This window comes from Achromobacter sp. Root565 (assembly GCF_001427425.1).
GTDB classification, from domain to species: Bacteria; Pseudomonadota; Gammaproteobacteria; order Burkholderiales; family Burkholderiaceae_B; genus Achromobacter; species Achromobacter spanius_D.
On record NZ_LMGO01000006.1, the window covers coordinates 413424 to 431821 of the forward strand.

Annotated in this window: 16 protein-coding genes; 15 read left to right on the plus strand and 1 reads right to left on the minus strand. The window is 65.0% G+C overall.

Features of this window, described 5'->3' with window-relative positions; translation table 11 throughout:
- Window positions 1-109: 109 nt before the first annotated feature.
- Entirely contained in the window at window positions 110-823 is a 714-nt protein-coding gene (gene flgA, locus ASD71_RS23260; RefSeq protein WP_056570601.1) for a flagellar basal body P-ring formation chaperone FlgA, read from the minus strand.
- Window positions 824-1000: 177 nt separating this feature from the next.
- Between flgA and flgB the strand changes: the two genes are divergently transcribed.
- From flgB to ASD71_RS23335, 15 genes are all read left to right on the plus strand, one after another.
- Window positions 1001-1408, plus strand: a complete 408-nt coding sequence (gene flgB / locus ASD71_RS23265; RefSeq protein WP_056570192.1) for a flagellar basal body rod protein FlgB — start codon at window positions 1001-1003, stop codon at window positions 1406-1408.
- Between the two features lie 22 nt (window positions 1409-1430).
- Window positions 1431-1850, plus strand: coding sequence for a flagellar basal body rod protein FlgC (flgC, locus tag ASD71_RS23270; RefSeq protein WP_056570194.1), 420 nt, complete (start codon window positions 1431-1433; stop codon window positions 1848-1850).
- 20 nt (window positions 1851-1870) lie between these two features.
- On the plus strand, window positions 1871-2569 hold the full coding sequence (locus ASD71_RS23275) for a flagellar hook capping FlgD N-terminal domain-containing protein (RefSeq protein WP_056570196.1): 699 nt from the start codon (window positions 1871-1873) through the stop codon (window positions 2567-2569).
- Between the two features lie 69 nt (window positions 2570-2638).
- Window positions 2639-4105, plus strand: coding sequence for a flagellar hook-basal body complex protein (locus ASD71_RS23280; RefSeq protein ID WP_056570198.1), 1467 nt, complete (start codon window positions 2639-2641; stop codon window positions 4103-4105).
- 38 nt (window positions 4106-4143) lie between these two features.
- Window positions 4144-4908, plus strand: a complete 765-nt coding sequence (locus tag ASD71_RS23285) for a flagellar basal body rod protein FlgF (RefSeq protein ID WP_056570199.1) — start codon at window positions 4144-4146, stop codon at window positions 4906-4908.
- Window positions 4909-4959: 51 nt separating this feature from the next.
- On the plus strand, window positions 4960-5745 hold the full coding sequence (gene flgG / locus ASD71_RS23290) for a flagellar basal-body rod protein FlgG (RefSeq protein ID WP_056570201.1): 786 nt from the start codon (window positions 4960-4962) through the stop codon (window positions 5743-5745).
- Window positions 5745-6434 carry a flagellar basal body L-ring protein FlgH gene (locus tag ASD71_RS23295; RefSeq protein ID WP_056570202.1) on the plus strand — a complete coding sequence of 230 codons (690 nt, stop codon included), beginning with the start codon at window positions 5745-5747 and terminating at the stop codon, window positions 6432-6434. Before flgG ends, ASD71_RS23295 begins: the two co-directional genes overlap by 1 nt.
- A gap of 3 nt (window positions 6435-6437) precedes the next feature.
- Window positions 6438-7574: a flagellar basal body P-ring protein FlgI gene (locus tag ASD71_RS23300; protein WP_056570204.1), complete on the plus strand. Its 1137-nt coding sequence runs from the start codon at window positions 6438-6440 to the stop codon at window positions 7572-7574.
- 5 nt (window positions 7575-7579) lie between these two features.
- The gene (gene flgJ / locus ASD71_RS23305) at window positions 7580-8557 is read left to right on the plus strand and encodes a flagellar assembly peptidoglycan hydrolase FlgJ (RefSeq protein WP_056570206.1); all 978 of its coding nucleotides are present in this window, start codon (window positions 7580-7582) and stop codon (window positions 8555-8557) included.
- 73 nt (window positions 8558-8630) lie between these two features.
- Window positions 8631-10304: a flagellar hook-associated protein FlgK gene (flgK, locus tag ASD71_RS23310; RefSeq protein ID WP_056570207.1), complete on the plus strand. Its 1674-nt coding sequence runs from the start codon at window positions 8631-8633 to the stop codon at window positions 10302-10304.
- Window positions 10305-10350: 46 nt separating this feature from the next.
- Window positions 10351-11610: a flagellar hook-associated protein FlgL gene (gene flgL, locus ASD71_RS23315; RefSeq protein ID WP_056570208.1), complete on the plus strand. Its 1260-nt coding sequence runs from the start codon at window positions 10351-10353 to the stop codon at window positions 11608-11610.
- A gap of 141 nt (window positions 11611-11751) precedes the next feature.
- Window positions 11752-13605 (plus strand): methyl-accepting chemotaxis protein, encoded by a 1854-nt coding sequence (locus ASD71_RS23320; protein ID WP_056570210.1) that lies wholly within the window; start codon window positions 11752-11754, stop codon window positions 13603-13605.
- Window positions 13606-13706: 101 nt separating this feature from the next.
- Window positions 13707-15572 (plus strand): methyl-accepting chemotaxis protein, encoded by a 1866-nt coding sequence (locus ASD71_RS23325; RefSeq protein ID WP_056570212.1) that lies wholly within the window; start codon window positions 13707-13709, stop codon window positions 15570-15572.
- 29 nt (window positions 15573-15601) lie between these two features.
- Window positions 15602-16069 carry a hypothetical protein gene (locus ASD71_RS23330; RefSeq protein WP_056570214.1) on the plus strand — a complete coding sequence of 156 codons (468 nt, stop codon included), beginning with the start codon at window positions 15602-15604 and terminating at the stop codon, window positions 16067-16069.
- A 133-nt stretch (window positions 16070-16202) separates the two neighbouring features.
- Complete coding sequence (locus ASD71_RS23335; protein ID WP_056570221.1) at window positions 16203-17927, plus strand: methyl-accepting chemotaxis protein; 1725 nt, start codon at window positions 16203-16205, stop codon at window positions 17925-17927.
- Window positions 17928-18398 lie beyond the last annotated feature (471 nt).

Sequence of the window (18398 nt, forward strand, 5' to 3'; positions counted from 1 at the left end):
TTCTGGGTCGGTTTGCGACGGATCCGCCTACTTATGTCTCTGTAACGACAAGGGCCGGAGGAACTTTAGGGTATATGCGAGCCAGGCGCAACGCGATTTGTAACAGTATCTATAGCTGAATTTCCACCAGGGTGGCGTTACGGACGACGCCGCTGACCACCTGGCCGCCCGCCGTGCGGACCTGGACCACGGCGCCGGGGGCCGCGTTGCCCATGGCTTCGCCTTCGCTGCTGACCATGAAACCGTTGCCGCGCGCGTTGATCCGCACGTTGGTGCCGCGCTGCACGGACTGGGCATTGCGCAGCGACGAGCTGCGGATCGGTTGGCCGGCGTTGATGCGGAACGCGGCGGTCATGCCGGCCACTGCCTGCGGGTCGGTGATGGCGCCCGGGGGCAGGGAGACCAGATCGCCCTCGCGGGCGTCCAGGTCTGCCGGGGTCAGGGCCTGGCCGGCGGCGATCAGGCGCGAGGCCACGTAATAGTGTCCGGCCACGCTGACGGACGCCTGCACGTAGGCGGTCCAGCCCTTGGCCGTGTTGCAGCGCACGCCGACCGTCATGCGGGACCGCAGTTTCATGCCGGACGGCAGGAACGGGGCCAGGTCGTCGCAGGGCGCCAGGCGATCGGTGCGCGGCGGGTCGATGGCGATGGACGCCTCGCCGGGCAGGGAGGCCAGTTGTTCCTGCAGATACGTCTGCGCCGCAATGATGATCGCTTCCGGGGCCTGGGTGGCCGCGGCCTGTGCCTGGACGGCGCTTGCCGAGGCCAGGAGCAGGGCGGCGATGCCGGCGCGCGCGAGAAGGAGTCTTGCGGAGATTTTCATGATGGATGAATTGTAGAAGTGGGCGGCGTTCGGCAATACGTGAATTGGATGAGAAATGACGGGTTATTTGGCTGATTGTGTTACAGGTCCGGCCCCTATCATGCCGTCATCCAATGGGATAACGGTGTGTCCGGCATCCCTGCTTTATCCGATTTGCAACGAATTCAAGGCGCCACGATGCTCGACAGGCTCAACGAAGATTTCCGGTTCTACCAGCAGGCTTTGTCACTGCGCGCGCAGCGCCAGGAAGTGCTTTCCTCGAACATCGCCAACGCCGACACGCCCAACTACAAGGCGCGCGACATCGACTTCAAGGCCGCCATGCAAAGCGCCATGGAAGGCACGATGCGCCTGCCCGACACGTCGCTCAAGCTGACGTCGGCCCGCCACATTCCGGCCAAGGCCGTGTCGCAGGGTCCGACGGATCTGCTGTACCGCCTGCCGTACCAGCCCAGCATGGACGGCAACACGGTGGACATGGACATCGAGCGCGTGCAGTTCGCCGACAACACCCTGCATTACCAGAGCACGATGCAGCTTATCTCCAGCCGCATCCGCGGGTTGCAGACCGCCATCCAGGATTGATCTTTAAAGGGAGCAACAGGCAATGTCCTTGTTGAGCATTTTCGATATCGCCGGTTCGGCGTTGAGCGCGCAGTCGCAGCGCATGAACGTGGCGGCCAGCAACATGGCCAACGCCGACAGCGTGGTCGGTCCGGATGGCCAGCCCTACCGCGCCCGGCAGGTCGTGTTCCAGGTCAACCCGGCCGCAGGCCAGGCGCTGGGGCAGGAAATCGGCGGCGTTCGCGTGGCCGGCGTGGTCCAGGACCAGTCGCCCCTGAAGATGGTCTATGACCCCAAGCACCCCCTGGCTGACGCGCAGGGCTACATCAGCATGCCCAACGTCGATCCGGTGGCCGAAACGGTCAACATGATCGCGGCATCGCGGTCCTACCAGGCCAACGTCGAGGTCCTCAACACCGCCAAGACGTTGATGCAGAAGACGCTGACCATCGGTCAATCCTAATTTTCAGCCAGAGTCTATCCATGACGACCGTCGATCAAAACACGAGCACCACGGCCATGGGCCTGGCGCAAACCGGCGCCAACAGCGCGAGCACCGCGCAAGGCCTGCAGGACCAGTTCCTGAAGCTGCTGGTCACTCAGCTCAAGAACCAGGATCCGCTGAACCCGATGCAGAACGCGGAGCTGACGTCGCAATTGGCGCAGATCTCCACGGTGGAAGGCATCACCAACCTGAAGAACACCATGCTGGCCATCAGCGGCCAGATCGACGTGTCGCAGTCGATGAACGCCGTGTCGATGATCGGCAAGGGCGTCCTGATCCCGGGCTCGAAGGTCAAGGTCGGCGTCGACAGCGCCAACCCCGCCGACCGCGTGGTCACGCCTTACGGTCTGGATCTGCAGGGCGACGCCGCCAAGGTTCAGGTCCGCATCTCGGATTCGAACGGCGCCGTCGTTCGCACCATCGAGCTGGGCGAGCAGAAGAATGGCGTGTACACGCTGGAGTGGGACGGCAAGAACGATTCCGGCGTGGCGCTGGAAGCGGGTGCGTACAACGTGTCCGTGCTGGCGACCGATGCCGACGGCGCGAAGGTGAATTCGGAAGTGTTGAGCTACGGCAACGTGAAGAGCGTGGCGTACTCGACCAACGGCCTGCGTCTGGATCTGGGCCTGGACGGCCAGACCAGCATGCTGGACGTGCGCAAGGTGATCGGCGCCTGAACGGGCGGATATGAATTGGTGCCGGCGCACGGGCGACGGCTTCTCCACTAAAGATTAGCGAGAGTAAACATGGGCTTCGGACAAGGATTGAGCGGCTTGAATGCCGCTGCGCAGAACCTGGACGTCATCGGCAACAACATCGCCAACTCGGGCACCGTCGGCTTCAAGTCGGCAACCGCATCGTTCGCTGACGTCTACGCCAGCTCGCGCGTGGGCCTGGGCGTCAAGGTCGCGGCCATCAACCAGCGCTTCACCGTTGGCGCGGTGACGGGCGGCGGCGGCGAATACGACATCGCCATCGACGGCGCCAAGGGCATGTTCCGCGTCACCGACCAGAGCGGCTCGGTCATGTACACGCGCAATGGCGAGTTCCTCGTCGACAAGAACAACTTCATCGTGAACGCCCAGGGCTATCGCCTGACCGGCTACCCGCCCGGCGCCATCGGTGCGAACCCGGTCGAACTGCAACTGCCGACGGCCAACGTCGCGCCGCAGGCCACCAGCACCGCCACCACCGTGGCCAACCTGGACGCGAACGCCAAGGTCATCTACCAGGTCGACACCGTGACGGCGCCCGCCGTTCCCGGCTCGGTCACCCTGGGCGGCACGCCCTACACCTTCACCAAGGCCGCCGGCGGCGCGCTGACGTGGACCCCGGCCAACCCGCCGGCCGCCGTGTACGGCACGGCTCCGAACACCGTCACGATCGACGGTACGGGCCAGGTCTCCGCCGGCACGCTGGAGAGCATTCCCGGCTACGTGGACTACACCGCCGCGGTCACCGAAATCGGCAAGCCGTTCGATCCCAAGATCTCCAGCACCTACACGAACGCCTCGCCCATGACGGTGTTCGACTCCCTGGGCAACTCGCACCAGGTCATGCAGTATTTCGTCAAGCGTGAAGCGACGGGCGGCACCAGCGTGTACGACGTGTACTACACGATGGACGGCCAGGCCATGGCGCCCACGTCGGAAGCCGGCGGCGTGTGGGGCAACCCCCAGCAGTTCACGTTCAACAACGCCGGCACGCTGACCAGCGCGCCGATCGTGAACCTCTCGTTCGCCCAGCCCGGCGGCACGTCCACCCCGGCCGATCCGCTGAACGTCGCGATCAACTACACCGGCACGACCCAGTACGGCAGCAACTACAAGCTGGTTGCCAAGCCCGACGGCTACACGTCCGGCGAGTTCAGCGGCATCAACATCAGCAGCGACGGCAGCCTGGTCGCCAGCTACACCAACGGCGAAACCCAGATCGTTGGCACGCTCGTGCTGGCCGACTTCTCGAACCTGCAGGGCCTGCAGCCCGTGGGCAACAACGCCTGGAAGGAAACGGCGGCTTCCGGCCAGCCGATCCTGGGCCAGCCCGGCACCAACAGCATGTCGACGGTGGTCGGTCAGGCGACCGAAGCGTCCAACGTGGACATGAGCAAGGAGCTGGTCAACATGATCATTGCCCAGCGCACCTACCAGGCCAATTCGCAGACCATCAAGACCCAGGACGAAATCATGCAAGTCCTGATGAACCTGAAGTAATGCCCGCTGGGCAAGCGACGACACCGACGGAATAGGCAATGGATAGAATCATCTACACCGCCATGAATGGCGCAGCGCGGATCACGGAGCATCAGGCCGCGCTCTCCAACAACATGGCCAACGTGAACACGGCGGGCTTTCGCGAGCAGATCGCGCTGTACCGCTCGGTTCCCGTGACGGACGGGGTGAGCCTGCCCACGCGCGTTTCGACGGTGGCGTCCACGCCCGGCAACAGCTTTCAGATGGGCACCATGCAGACCACGGGCCGCGACCTGGACGTGGCGCTGGCCAGCGAAAACGGCTGGATCGCGGTGCAGACGCCGCAGGGCGAAGCCTATACCCGCGCCGGCAGCCTGCAGGTTGGCATCAACGGCCTGTTGCAGACGTCGCTGGGCCAGCCGGTCCTGTCGGACCAGGGGGGTCCCATCGACGTGCCCGACCAGGCCGCGCTGACCATCACGTCGGACGGCACGATCACGGCGCTGGGCGCCGGCGACGGTCCGAACAACATCCTGAATCTGGGCCGGCTCAAGCTGGTCAATCCGGACAACAAGCAGCTGGTGCACGGCGATGACGGTGTCTTCCGCATGGCGCCGGTCAACGGCCAGCCCGCGCCGCCGGTGCCCGCCGATCCCAGCCTGCGCCTGTTGTCGGGCGTGCTGGAAGGCAGCAACACCAATCCGATGGCGTCGATGGTGGGCATGATCGAAAACGCCCGCCGCTTCGAGCAGCAGATGCAGGTGATTCAGCAGTCGGACCGCAATGCGGAACGCGCCAACGGCATTCTGTCCGTAAGCGCCTGATTTAAATAACATTTAGTTCGCGGCCAGGCCGCGGCACCGGAGTCTTTCATCATGATGCGTTCGCTGTGGATCGCCAAGACGGGCCTGGAAGGTCAGCAGACCTCCATGGACGTGATTTCCAACAACTTGGCCAACGTCTCCACCAACGGGTTCAAGCGCGGCCGTGCCGTGTTCCAGGACCTGATGTATCAGACGCTGCGCCAGCCCGGCGCCCAGGTGGGCGATGCCACGCAACTGCCGTCCGGCCTGCAGTTGGGCACCGGCGCGCGCGTGGCCGCCACCGAGCGCATCCACTCGGACGGCAACCTGAACAACACCGGCAGCGAGATGGACGTGGCGATCAACGGCCGCGGCTTCCTGCCGGTCGAACTGCCCGACGGCACGCAGGCCTATACGCGTGACGGCGCCCTGCAGCGCGACCAGAACGGCCAGCTCGTGACCGTCAGCGGCTATGTCATCCAGCCGCCGATCAACGTGCCGGACAACGCGCTGTCCATCACCATCGGCAACGACGGCATGGTTTCCGTGACGCAGCCCGGCGCGGCCGGCGTCAACGTGCAGATCGGCCAGCTCCAGATCGCCACCTTCATCAACCCGACCGGCCTGCAAAGCATCGGCGAAAACCTGTATCTGGAAACCGACTCGTCGGGTCCGGCGAACCTGTTGCAGCCCGGTGTGGACGGCGCGGGCTCGATCATGCAGAAGTACGTCGAGACCTCCAACGTCAACGTCGCTGAAGAACTGGTCAACATGATCACGACGCAGCGCGCTTACGAAATGAACAGCAAGGCCGTCAAGACGTCGGACGAAATGCTGGCCCGCCTGACCCAACTGTGATGCTCATGTCTGTCCTGCGCCTGGTACTTGCGTCTGCGCTGGCTCTGCTGGCGGCTGGTTGCGCCATTATCCCGCCCGAACCCATCGTGACCGGGCCGACGACGGCGGCCCCGCCGCCGCCGCCGATGCCGATGGCGCAGCCCACGGGCTCCATTTACCAGCCCACGACCTACGGCAACTACCCGTTGTTCGAAGACCGCCGGCCGCGCAATGTGGGCGATATCGTCACCATCGTGCTGAACGAACGCACCAACGCGTCCAAGAACGTGGCGACGAACACCAACCGCACCGGCTCGGCCACGCTGGGCATCGCTGCGGCGCCGTCCTTCATGGACAGCTGGGCGAACGCCAATCTGAACACCGAGGCCAATGGCGGCAACGTGTCGCAGGGCAAGGGCGACAGCAGCGCCAACAATGCCTTCACTGGCACCATCACCACCACGGTGGTGGGCGTGATGTCCAACGGCAACCTGCAGGTCGCCGGCGAAAAGCAGATCGCCATCAACCGCGGCAGCGAGTACGTGCGCTTTGCCGGCGTGGTCGATCCGCGCTCCATCACGGGCACGAACACCGTGTCGTCCACGCAAGTGGCTGACGCGCGCATCGAATACCGCAGCAAGGGCGTCATGGACGAAGTCCAGACCATGGGCTGGCTGCAACGCTTCTTCCTGATCGCTTCGCCGTTCTAAATCATGAAACAACAGACTCCGATATCCACCTTGCTGTCCCTGTTGGCGCGGGTGTGCGTGGCCGTCGGGCTGGCCGCGGGCGCCGGCGCGGCGCACGCCGAACGGCTCAAGGATCTGGCAAGCATCCAGGGCGTCCGGGGCAACCAGCTCATCGGCTACGGCCTGGTCGTGGGCCTGGACGGCAGCGGCGACCAGGTGCGCCAGACGCCTTTCACGCAGCAAAGCCTGACCAACATGCTGTCGCAGCTGGGCATCACGGTGCCCGCCGGCAGCAACATGCAATTGAAGAACGTGGCCGCGGTCATGGTCACGACAACCTTGCCCGCATTCGCGCGGCCCGGCCAGACGCTGGATGTGGTCGTGTCCTCGATGGGTAACGCCAAGAGCCTGCGCGGCGGCACGCTGCTGATGACGCCGCTCAAGGGCGCGGACAGCCAGGTCTACGCCATTGCCCAGGGCAACATCCTGGTCGGCGGCGCCGGTGCATCCGCGGGCGGTTCCAGCGTGCAGATCAACCAGCTGAACGGCGGCCGCATCAGCGCGGGCGCCATCGTCGAACGTGGCGTGCCCACCACGTTCGCGCGCGACGGCTACGTGCATGTCGAACTGAACAATACCGACTTCGGCACCGCGCAGAACGTGGCCACGGCCCTGAACCGCAAGTTCGGGCAGGGCACCGCCACGGCGCTGGACGGCCGCGTCATCCAGGTGCGCACGCCCATGGAGCAGGGCTCGCAGGCCCGCTTCCTGTCGCAGATGGAAGACCTGCAGGTCGCGCGCGCACCAACCGTCGCCAAGGTCATCATCAACGCCCGCACCGGCTCGGTCGTCATGAACCGTACGGTCATGATCGAAGAGGCCGCCGTGGCGCACGGCAACCTGTCCGTCATCATCAACCGCCAGAACGAGGTGGTCCAGCCGGACACGCCGTTCACGCAGGGTCAGACGGTGGTGGTGCCCAACACCCAGATCGAAGTGCGCCAGGACAACGGCTCGCTGCAGCGCGTGAGCACCAGCGCCAACCTGGCCGACGTGGTCAAGGGCCTGAATGCCCTGGGCGCCACGCCGCAGGACCTGCTGGCCATCCTGCAGGCGATGAAGACCGCGGGCGCCTTGCGCGCCGAACTTGAAATCATCTGACGGCCATGGCTTATACCAGCGACGCGGGACGCACCAACACCCGGCAGGATTCGGTCTTTGACATGGGCCGCCTGTCAGACCTGAAGCGCGACGTCAAGAAGGATCCCGCCGGCACCGAGCAGCAGAAACAGGTCGCCAAGCAGTTCGAGGCGCTGTTCCTGCAGATGATGGTCAAGCGCATGCGCGAGGCCACGCCCAAGGAAGGCCTGTTCGACTCCCAGCAGACGCAGATGCTGCAGTCCATGGCGGACGAGCAACTGGCCCTGCACTTGGCCTCGCCCGGCATTGGCTTGTCCCAGGCCATCCTGGCGCAGATGCAGCAGGGCAAGCCCGGCGAGATTTCGGACGAATCGGTCAAGCGCATCGGGCAGGGCGGCGATCTGGACTTCCAGACCGGCGGCTCGCGTGAAGTGTCGGCGCTGCTGAACGTGATGCGCAACAACCGGCCGGCCGACCGTGCGCTGGCCGCCGCCGAAGGCGCGCCCGAGCACGTGGTCGACTTCGTGTCCAAGATGTCGCGCGCGGCCAACCTGGCGTCGCAGCAGAGCGGCGTCCCGGCCCGTCTCATCATGGGCCAGGCGGCCTTGGAGTCCGGCTGGGGCAAGCGTGAAATCAAGCACGAGGACGGCAGCACCAGCTTCAACCTGTTCGGCATCAAGGCCGGTGCGAGCTGGAAGGGCAAGGTCGTCAACGTGCTGACCACCGAATATGAAGACGGCGTCGCCCGCAAGGTGACGCAGCCGTTCCGGGCCTACGCGTCGTACGAGGAATCGTTCGCCGACTACGCCCGCCTGATCGGCAACAGCCCGCGCTACGAGAGCGTGACGACGGCCCGCAACGAGGTCGAGGCGGCCCGCCGGATCCAGGACGCGGGTTACGCGACGGACCCGCGTTACGCCCAGAAGCTCATCGGCATCATGGGTCAGCTGCGGGGCGCGGCATCCAACGTGGAAAATTCGCGCCGGATGTTGGAAGGACTCTAAATTTGGGTGATCCCCTGCCGTAAACGGGGTATCCAGAGATAACAGCTGCGGTTACATACGGGGCATTGTCAGCATGAATTTGTACAAAACGGCATTGGGCGGGTTGAACGCGGCGCAAGCCGGCCTGGCCACCACCGGCCATAACATCAACAATGCCACCACGGTCGGCTACAACCGCCAACGCGTCATGACCTCGACGGCGGGCGCGCAAGCGACCGCCAACGGCTACATCGGCCGCGGCGTCCAGGTCGACACCGTCGTGCGCAGCTACGACAGCTTCCTGTACAAGCAGCTCGTCGGCGCAACCGGCAGCGGCGCGCAGCTCCAGGCCCAGCTCGACCAGGTCTCGCAGATCAACAACCTGTTCTCCGACCGCACCGTGGGCATCGCCCCGGGTCTGACCAATTTCTTCACCAGCATGAACACGGTGGCCAGCAAGCCGGCGGATCCCGCCGCGCGCGCCGACCTGCTGGGCCAGGCCAACAGTCTGACCACGCAGATCCGTTCGGCCTACCAGGAGATGCAGAAGCAGCGTGAAGGCCTGAACTCGCAGATCAGCACCACGGTGGAACAGGTCAACAGCTACCTGACCCGTATCGATGACCTGAATCAACAGATTTCCGTCGCGGCCGGCAAGGCTGGCGGCAGCCCCCCCAACGACCTGCTCGACCAGCGCGATCAGGCCGTCATGGAACTGAACCAGCTCATCGGCATCACGACGTACGAGCAGGGCGACAAGATCAGCATCTCGCTCACGAAGGGCGGCCAGTCGCTGCTGTCGGGCAACACGATTTACCCGCTGCAAGCCGTGCCGTCCTCCGCGGACGCCGGCCGCACGGTCATTGCCTACACGCTGCCCGCGGGCACCGGCAAGACCATCGCGGTCGAAATGAAGGACACGGAAATCTCCGGCGGCAAGCTGGGCGGGCTGCTGCAGTTCCGCGCCTCGTCCCTGGACGTCATGCAGAACCAGCTCGGCCAGATGGCCGTCGGTCTGGCGCTGTCGTTCAATGACCAGCACAAGCAGGGTCTGGACCAGGGCGGCAATCCGGGCACGGACTTCTTCGGCATCGGTTCGCCCCAGGGCGTGCCGAACACGCAGAACAAGAGCAACGCGCAGATCTCGGGTGAATTCACCAACCTGGCAAACATCAATGCCAAGGACTACGAGATCTCGTTCGACGGCACCAACTACCAGGTCGTGCGCATGCCGGAAGGCTCGCAGGTCTACAACGGCCCGGCCACCGGCACGCCGCCCACCGCCACGCTGAACCTTGAAAGCGAGATGGGCCTGACGCTGACCATCAATGCGCCGCCCCAGGCCGGCGACAAGTGGTCGCTGTCGCCCACGCGCGATGCCGCCCGCGACATCAACGTCCTGATCACCGATCCCGACAAGGTTGCCGCGGCGGACGCGGACGGCGGCGACGCCAACGGCAAGAACGCCCTGAAGCTGGCGCAGCTGCAGACCAGCAAGGTGCTGGGCCACGGCACGATGAGCATCAACGACATGTTCGCGCAGGTCGTGAACACCGTCGGGGTGCAGACGCAGCAGATCAAGACGGCCGCCACTGCGCAGGTCAACCTGGTCAAGCAGACGACCGCGGCTCAGCAGGCGGTGTCGGGCGTGAACCTGAACGAAGAATACGTAAGCCTGTCGCTGTACCAGGAGCAATACCAGGCCAGCGCCCGCATCATCGATGTGGCAAGCACCATTTTTGACACGCTGTTGGGCCTGCGCGGCTGATCAGAACGTTGACTGTGAATACTAGAAAGCATTACGGAGCTGCACCATGCGTCTGAGCACCACGATGATGTACTCGAACGGACTGAGCGGCGTTCTCGCTCAGGAATCCGACATGAATCGCCTGGTCGAACAGGTTGGCAGCGGCCGCAAGTTCCTCTCGCCCGCGGACGATCCGCTGTCGGCATCCCTGTCGATCGGTGTCGCGCAGACGCAGAGCATGAACACGACGTACGGGCTGAACCGTAACACGGCCAAGACCAACCTCGGGCAGGAAGCCAACGTCCTGGACTCGATCACCGTCGCGCTGCAAGACGTGCGCACCCGCGTCGTGCAGGCGGGTAACGGCACGTTCGCCGACAGCGACCGCCAGGCCCTGTCGACGGCGCTGAAGAGCGCCCGCGACGCGCTGCTGGGCCTTGCCAACAGCACCGACGGCAACGGTCAGTACCTGTTCTCGGGCTACGAAGGCGGCGTCGTGCCTTACGCGCAGGATGCCACCGGCAAAATCGTCTACAGCGGCGCCACCGGCGAGCGTACCGTGCAGGTCGACCAATCGCGCCAACTGTCCACCAGCGACCTGGGCAGCGACATCTTCGGCCGCGCCAATCCGGGTTCGACCGCCTACGTCAGCACCGCCGCGCCGACCAACGGCGGCACCGCGCAGTTCGGCACCGTCTCGGTCACGCCGGGCAGCCCCAATATCGGCAAGAACTTCAGCCTGCAATTCGAATCGGATCCCGCCACGGGCAACATGGGCTATCGCGTCATCACGACCGACCCGACCGCCAACCCGCCCGTGCCGCCGGTGACCTCGCCCGCGCCGCCGGCCGGTCCGACCCAATACACGCCGGGCTCCAGCATCGACTTCGGCGGTGTCGCCGTGGTGGTCAAGGGCACGCCGCAGAACGGCGACGTGATCGACGTTGAAAGCATTCAGTCGGCCGATGTGGACATGTTCAACACGCTGGACAACCTCATCAAGGTGCTGGATTCGCCCATCGCGGGCGATGAGAAGGCGCTGGCCCGTCTGAACAACGAACTGGCGACGGCGAACAAGAAGCTGGCGTCCAGCTACGACAACGTCCTGACCGTGGGCGCCTCTGTGGGCGCGCGCTTGAACGAACTGGAGGCGCTGGACGCCACCGGCTCGCAGAAGGGCCTGTCGTACTCGAAGTCGCTGTCGGATCTGGAAGACCTGGACTACTACGCCGGCGCCAGCCAGCTCGCGCTGCGCCAGGTGGCATTGCAGGCGGCCTCGGCCGCGTTCATGACCATCCAGGGTTCCAGCCTGTTCAGCCGCAAGTGATGCGGTAGCTTTCAGCGCGGCGCCGCTTGCGTGCGCCGCGGGTGGCGCACTTTTCGGACGCTGCCGGCCAAGGGCCGGGGCGTCCGTAGTGCGTATAGGGTAGGTTGTGTCGTTCTTCGTTGCTTAACGCTCGGATATTTCATGCTTGGTAATTTAAAAGTTCGCACCTGCATCATCCTGGTGCTGTTGCTCTTCACGGGCGCCATGTTCATTTCGAACGGTGTGGCGTGGATGGGATTGAATTCCGGCAGTGACAAGCTGGGACAGGTCAACGAAGCCTATGCCAACCAGGCGACGCAATTGCAGCGTGCCTATAGCACGTTCCTGCGCGGCCGCCTGCTGCTTGCCAATTCGCTGATGGACATGCAGCAGGGCAAGACTGAACAGTCCACGTCGCAAGCCAAGCGCGCCGATACGCTCATGGCCGAAGGCCTCAAGTTGTTCGACTTGTTCCGCAAGGCGCCGCGCATGGCAGGCTCCGAAGACCTCGTGGCCAAGCTGGAAGTCGCTTACAAGCAGTTCGAAGACGTCTACCGCCGTCAGGCCGCTGCCCTGGCCAACCTCGCCATCCAGGACTACCTGGACCTGAACGACGCAGGCGGGGCCGCCAACACCGCGTTCCGCGAGGCCGTGAACAACGTGCTGCAGTTCACGGACACGCGTACCGACGAGCTCATTGCGCAGGCGGAAGCCGATCACAACATTTCGCGCATGGTCACCATTGTGATGCTTGCCATCGCCCTGGTCCTGGCGCTCGGCTGCTGGATCTTCATCAATCGCACCGTGCTGCGTCCGCTGCACGAGGCTGGCGATCATTTCGAGAAAATTTCCGCTGGCGACTTCACTGGCCGCATCGAAGTGCGCAGCACCAACGAGATCGGCCACCTGTTCGGCGCGATCAAGCGCATGCAGGAAAGCCTGACCCGCACGGTGGCGACTGTTCGCCGGGGCGTGGAAGAAATCAACCTGGGCGCGCGTGAAATTTCCGCGGGCAACACGGACCTGTCCAGCCGCACGGAGCAGCAGGCGGCCTCGCTCGAGGAAACCGCGGCGTCCATGGAAGAGCTGGCGTCCACCGTGAAGCAGAACGCGGACAACGCCCGCCAGGCCAATCAGTTGGCGGCCAGCGCGTCGGACGTGGCCGAGCGCGGCGGTTCGGCGGTGTCGGAAGTGGTCAGCACGATGCAGGAAATCTCTGCCAGCTCGCGCAAGATCTCGGAAATCGTGTCGGTCATCGACGGCATTGCGTTCCAGACGAACATCCTGGCGCTGAACGCCGCGGTGGAAGCCGCCCGTGCGGGCGAGCAGGGCAAGGGCTTTGCGGTGGTGGCGGGCGAAGTGCGCTCGCTGGCGCAGCGCAGCGCCCAGGCCGCCAAGGAAATCAAGGGCCTGATCGAGGACTCCGTAAGCAAGGTGGGTGCGGGTTCGCAACAGGTCGAACGCGCCGGCTCCACCATGCAGGAGATCGTGTCCTCGGTGAAGCGCGTGACGGACATCATGGGCGAGATCTCGGCGGCGTCCGAAGAGCAGTCCAGCGGTATTGACCAGGTCAACCGCGCGGTGTCGCAGATGGACGAAGTGACGCAGCAGAACGCGGCGCTGGTGGAAGAGGCCGCGGCCGCCGCCGGCTCGCTGCAGGAACAGGCGCAGCGCCTGGCCGAAGCCGTGTCCGTGTTCAAGATCAACGCCGGCGAAGTCATCGAAGTGCCCGCGCGCCAGTTGGCGCAGCAACGCAGCGCGCCGCTGATGCCCGCGCCGAAGCCCGCGCAGGAAGCTGTCGCCGCGCCGGCCACGCAGCCCGAGCCTGCCGTCAAGGCCGCGCCCGCACCCCGTCTGACCCAGGTCGCCCGGCCCAAGCCGGCGGGCGCTACCGCCGCGCGCCCGTTGCGCCGGCCGGCCCCGCGCGCCGCCGATGCCGCGGACGTGACCGCGGCGGCGCCCAAGCCCGCCTCGCGTCGTCCGCCGCCCTCGGATGACGATTGGGAGTCTTTCTGACGGACCCGTTCCGCCAATGCATTGAACAGGCAGTAGAGAAAATCCCTTTTACGTGCTGACAGCCACGAAGCGCCGCCAGCACGATTACCGGAACTACGGAAATGTTTAGCAATCTGAAGGTGCGCACCGGCTTGATGCTGGCCCAGTTGGCAGTTGCATTGGCCGCGCTCGTTGCCATCGTCCTGGGTTGGAACAGCATGCAGTCCAACGCCCGGGCGATCAACACCTTGGATTCTCTGAGCGTTCAGCAGAGCAACCTGATCAAGGATTCGTACACGCAGATGCTGCGCGCCACCGTGCGCGCCGACATTGCCGCCGCCCAGCGCGCCGCAGGCGACACGAGCGGCGCTGCCGAAAACTCGCGCACCGTCCAGCAGCTGATCGCGGACGCCAAGAAGAAGATGGAGACCTTCAAGGCGATTCCGAAGACGACCGAAATCGGTAAGGCCTCGGAAGGCGAACTGCTGTCCGCCTTCAACGGCTTTTCGGGTTCCCTGCAAAGCATGATGGCCGCCCTGGACAAGGGCGATGCCGCGACCTACCTGTCGATCAAGAACACCCAGGCGGGCGCCGCCAGCGGTCTGTTCTTCAAGCAGCTCACCGATTTCGCCGCCAACATCAACACGTTCAGCGAACAGATGGTGAGTTCGTCGCGCGCGCAGGCGTCGATGATGACCTACGTCTACATCGGGCTGGCGCTGCTGATCCTGGTGGTGTCGCTGGGTGCGTTCCTGTTCATGAACCGCGTCGTGCTGCGTCCGCTGCGCGCCGTGGGCGAAAGCTTCGACAAGATCGCCGCGGGCGACCTGACCGTGCGGGTGGACGTCAATTCCACCAACGAGATCGGCGCGCTGATGGCGGCCGTCAAGCGCATGCAGGAAAGCCTGGCGCGCACCGTGTCGGCGGTGCGCCGCGGCGTGGACGAAATCAACGTCGGCTCGCGCGAGATCTCGGCCGGCAACACGGACCTGTCCAGCCGCACGGAAGAGCAGGCCGCTTCGCTGGAAGAGACCGCCGCATCGATGGAGCAATTGGCGTCGACGGTGAAGCAGAACGCGGACAACGCGCGCCAGGCCAACCAGTTGGCGGCCAGCGCGTCGGACGTGGCCGAACGCGGCGGCTCGGCGGTGTCGGAAGTGGTCAGCACCATGGAAGGCATTTCGGCCAGCTCGCGCAAGATTTCGGAAATCGTGTCGGTCATCGACGGCATCGCGTTTCAGACCAACATCCTGGCGTTGAACGCGGCGGTGGAAGCCGCGCGTGCCGGCGAGCAGGGCAAGGGCTTTGCGGTGGTGGCGGGCGAAGTGCGCTCGCTGGCGCAGCGTAGCGCCCAGGCCGCCAAGGAAATCAAGAGCCTGATCGAGGATTCGGTGTCCAAGGTCGGCGCCGGTTCGCAGCAGGTTGAACGCGCCGGTGCGACGATGCAGGAGATCGTAGCGTCGGTCAAACGCGTGACGGACATCATGGGCGAGATCTCGGCGGCGTCCGACGAGCAGTCCAGCGGCATCGATCAGGTCAACCGCGCGGTCGCGCAGATGGACGAAGTGACGCAGCAGAACGCGGCGCTGGTGGAAGAGGCTGCGGCCGCCGCAGGCTCGCTGCAGGACCAGGCGCAGCGCCTGGCCGAAGCGGTGGCCGTGTTCAAGATCAATGCAGGCGAAGTCATCGAAGTGCCGGCGCGCCAGTTGGCGCAGCAGCATCGGCCGGCCGCCCGCGTGGCCGCGCCCGCGCCCGAGGTTGCACCGCAACCCGCTGCGCCGGCCGCCAAGCCAGCCGCTGCTGTGCGCCTGACACACACTGCCCGCGCCAAGCCGGAACCGGCCGCCGGCGCCTCGGCAGCGCGCCCGCCGCGCAAGCCCGCGGCGACGCGTCCGGCACCCGTGGCAAAGGACGTTTCGAAGCCCGCGCCAGCACCGGCCGCAAGCCGGCGGCAGGCGCCTTCGGACGATGATTGGGAATCTTTCTGACGCCGGCGTTGCCGGCAAATAGGCAGGGTATGCGAGGTTATCTACATCTTCTGGCAGCGGCCGCTTTTGCGGCCCTTGTCGCTGGCTGTGCAGCAACGGGTCACAACTTCGACCCGAGCAAGCTGTCGACCCTGACGCCCGGGCAGACGACCATGGAAGAGGCCGCGCGCGCGCTGACCGCCCCGCCTGCCCAACAGTTCAAACAGAGCGACGGCACCGTGCTGGTGCTTTGGTCCCACAAAATCACCTTTGTCACCGACGGCCTGTACAGCCGTAAGGAAGCGCTGCTGCAGTTCGGCCCCGATGGGCGGCTGATGCGGCTCGTCGACAGCACCAATATTCTGCTGGAACCTTGGGAACGCCAGAAGTTGCTGGGACCTGCCCCCGCGCCTGCATTGACGCAGGACTGGGCACAACCTGCGACGGAGCCCGAGGTGCAAACCATCTACATTCCGGGCCCGGGCGAACCGGCCGGTCTGGCGCCGCAGGGCAAATAGCCTGCGGTTCGGCAGAAGACATCGGGCGTCAAGCCCGATGTTCGTCGCCCTGAGTGCATACCCTGTGTAACAGGGCGTGTCCACAGGGTGGTTTTTCATTTGGTCAGAGCAGTTCTGAGGGATGGGGAAATAAATGGAAGCGAGTCTCGAATCCGGTGGCAAAGCCGGCAAGGCCGGCAAGAAAAAAGCCGCGCGCGCACCCAAGGTCAAGCGCAAACTGAGGCTGCGCGATGCCCGCGTTGGCACGATGCTGCTGTGGGTGATGGCGTTTTTCGCGCTGCTGATTGCGGCGGTGGGCGGCCTGGCCGCGTACTTCCTGCAAAGCAACTATGAATCTATCCGCGAGGTCAACGCCCTGACGGCGCGCGCCAAGCAGGTCGAAATCATCAACAGCGACATGCTGCGCGCCCGCGTGAGCCTGATGGTGGCCGCCCGCCACCTGCAGGAATCCGGCTGGGGCAGCGGCGAAAACTCCGCGCGTGACGCGGCCGCTTCGCTAAAGGGCGCGACGGATCTCCTGACCGGCGTGCGCAGCCGCTTCGCCGACTTCCAGAAGAACATGCTCGAGGACGACACTGGCCGCCAGCTGTCGATGAACCTCGTGCGCCGCTATCGCTCGTACATCGACGACGGCGTGGACACGATGGTTGAAGCCCTGCGCAGCGAAGACTATTCGACGTTCTACATGGTGAACAACGAATACGGCACGCCCCGCAGCGCCGCCTTCATCGAGGCGATCGGCCAATTCGACAAGTACATCGCCGACCAGCAGCGCGAAACGATCGAGCAGGCCGAGGCGAACTTCAACCTGGCCATGATCGCCGTGGGCGTGGCGGTTGCGCTGGCGCTGCTGCTGATGGTGCTTGCCCGCATCCTGTTCGGCCGCCTGGTGGTACGTCCCTTGGTCGAAGCGGGTCAGCACTTCGACAAGATTGCCGCCGGCGACCTGACGGGCCGCGTGGAAGTGCGTTCGCACAACGAGATCGGCCAGCTGTTCGCCGCGCTCAAGCGCATGCAGGAAAGCCTGACGCGCACCGTGTCGACGGTACGCCGTGGCGTGGACGAGATCACCGTGGGTTCGCGTGAAATCTCGGCCGGCAACACGGACCTGTCCAGCCGCACGGAAGAGCAGGCCGCCTCGCTGGAAGAGACCGCCGCATCGATGGAAGAGCTGGCCTCGACCGTCAAGCAGAACGCGGACAACGCCCGCCAGGCCAACCAGTTGGCGGCCAGCGCGTCGGACGTGGCCGAGCGCGGCGGTTCGGCGGTGTCGGAAGTGGTCAACACCATGGAAGGCATCTCGGCCAGCTCGCGCAAGATCTCGGAAATCGTGTCGGTCATTGACGGCATCGCGTTCCAGACCAACATCCTGGCGCTGAACGCCGCGGTGGAAGCTGCCCGTGCGGGCGAGCAGGGCAAGGGCTTTGCGGTGGTGGCGGGCGAAGTGCGCTCGCTGGCGCAACGTAGCGCCCAAGCCGCCAAGGAGATCAAGGGCCTCATCGAGGATTCCGTGACCAAGGTGGGTGCGGGTTCGCAGCAGGTGCAACGCGCCGGCGCGACGATGCAGGAAATCGTGGCCTCGGTCAAACGCGTGACGGACATCATGGGCGAGATCTCGGCGGCGTCCGAAGAGCAGTCGAGCGGCATTGACCAGGTCAACCGCGCCGTGTCGCAGATGGATGAAGTGACGCAGCAGAATGCGGCACTGGTGGAAGAGGCCGCGGCCGCCGCCGGCTCGCTGCAGGAACAGGCGCAGCGCCTGGCCGAAGCGGTCGCTGTGTTCAAGATCAACGCTGGCGAAGTCATCGAAGTCCCGGCGCACCAGCTCGGTGGCTATGCCGCACCGTCGCTGAACTGATCGTCTTGATCCAAGCCGCGCCCGATCCTGCTGACGCGGGATCGGGCGCGGTTTTTTTTGCGCTCGTTGGCACGGTGTCAGACACCCATGCGGCATTCCATCAGCTTGGCGGTCTTCTCTGGCGGGTGTCAGACACCTGGAATGAGCCAAGGTGTCTGACACCCACCGAATTGCCGCCCCATGCCGATGACGCGCCACCCAGGTGTGAGACACCGTCCCGAGACACCCATGCGGCATTCCATCAGCTTGGCGGTCTTCTCTGGCGGGTGTCAGACACCTGGAATGAGCCAAGGTGTCTGACACCCACTGAATTGCCGCCACATGCCGATGACGCGCCACCCGGGTGTCAGACACCGTCCCGAGACACCCATGCGGCATTCCATCAGCTTGGCAGTCTTCTCTGGCGGGTGTCAGACACCTGGAATGAGCCAAGGTGTCTGACACCCACCGAATTGCCGCCACATGCCGATA

Coding starts and splice junctions, on each gene's coding strand:
- ASD71_RS23320 (WP_056570210.1), top strand. CDS start 11,752: ATGCTTGGTAATTTAAAAGTTCGCACCTGCATCATCCTGGTGCTGTTG.
- flgG (WP_056570201.1), top strand. CDS start 4,960: ATGATGCGTTCGCTGTGGATCGCCAAGACGGGCCTGGAAGGTCAGCAG.
- flgK (WP_056570207.1), top strand. CDS start 8,631: ATGAATTTGTACAAAACGGCATTGGGCGGGTTGAACGCGGCGCAAGCC.
- ASD71_RS23275 (WP_056570196.1), top strand. CDS start 1,871: ATGACGACCGTCGATCAAAACACGAGCACCACGGCCATGGGCCTGGCG.
- ASD71_RS23295 (WP_056570202.1), top strand. CDS start 5,745: ATGCTCATGTCTGTCCTGCGCCTGGTACTTGCGTCTGCGCTGGCTCTG.
- flgL (WP_056570208.1), top strand. CDS start 10,351: ATGCGTCTGAGCACCACGATGATGTACTCGAACGGACTGAGCGGCGTT.
- flgJ (WP_056570206.1), top strand. CDS start 7,580: ATGGCTTATACCAGCGACGCGGGACGCACCAACACCCGGCAGGATTCG.
- flgB (WP_056570192.1), top strand. CDS start 1,001: ATGCTCGACAGGCTCAACGAAGATTTCCGGTTCTACCAGCAGGCTTTG.
- flgC (WP_056570194.1), top strand. CDS start 1,431: ATGTCCTTGTTGAGCATTTTCGATATCGCCGGTTCGGCGTTGAGCGCG.
- ASD71_RS23285 (WP_056570199.1), top strand. CDS start 4,144: ATGGATAGAATCATCTACACCGCCATGAATGGCGCAGCGCGGATCACG.
- ASD71_RS23325 (WP_056570212.1), top strand. CDS start 13,707: ATGTTTAGCAATCTGAAGGTGCGCACCGGCTTGATGCTGGCCCAGTTG.
- ASD71_RS23280 (WP_056570198.1), top strand. CDS start 2,639: ATGGGCTTCGGACAAGGATTGAGCGGCTTGAATGCCGCTGCGCAGAAC.
- ASD71_RS23330 (WP_056570214.1), top strand. CDS start 15,602: ATGCGAGGTTATCTACATCTTCTGGCAGCGGCCGCTTTTGCGGCCCTT.
- ASD71_RS23335 (WP_056570221.1), top strand. CDS start 16,203: ATGGAAGCGAGTCTCGAATCCGGTGGCAAAGCCGGCAAGGCCGGCAAG.
- ASD71_RS23300 (WP_056570204.1), top strand. CDS start 6,438: ATGAAACAACAGACTCCGATATCCACCTTGCTGTCCCTGTTGGCGCGG.
- flgA (WP_056570601.1), bottom strand. CDS start 823: ATGAAAATCTCCGCAAGACTCCTTCTCGCGCGCGCCGGCATCGCCGCC.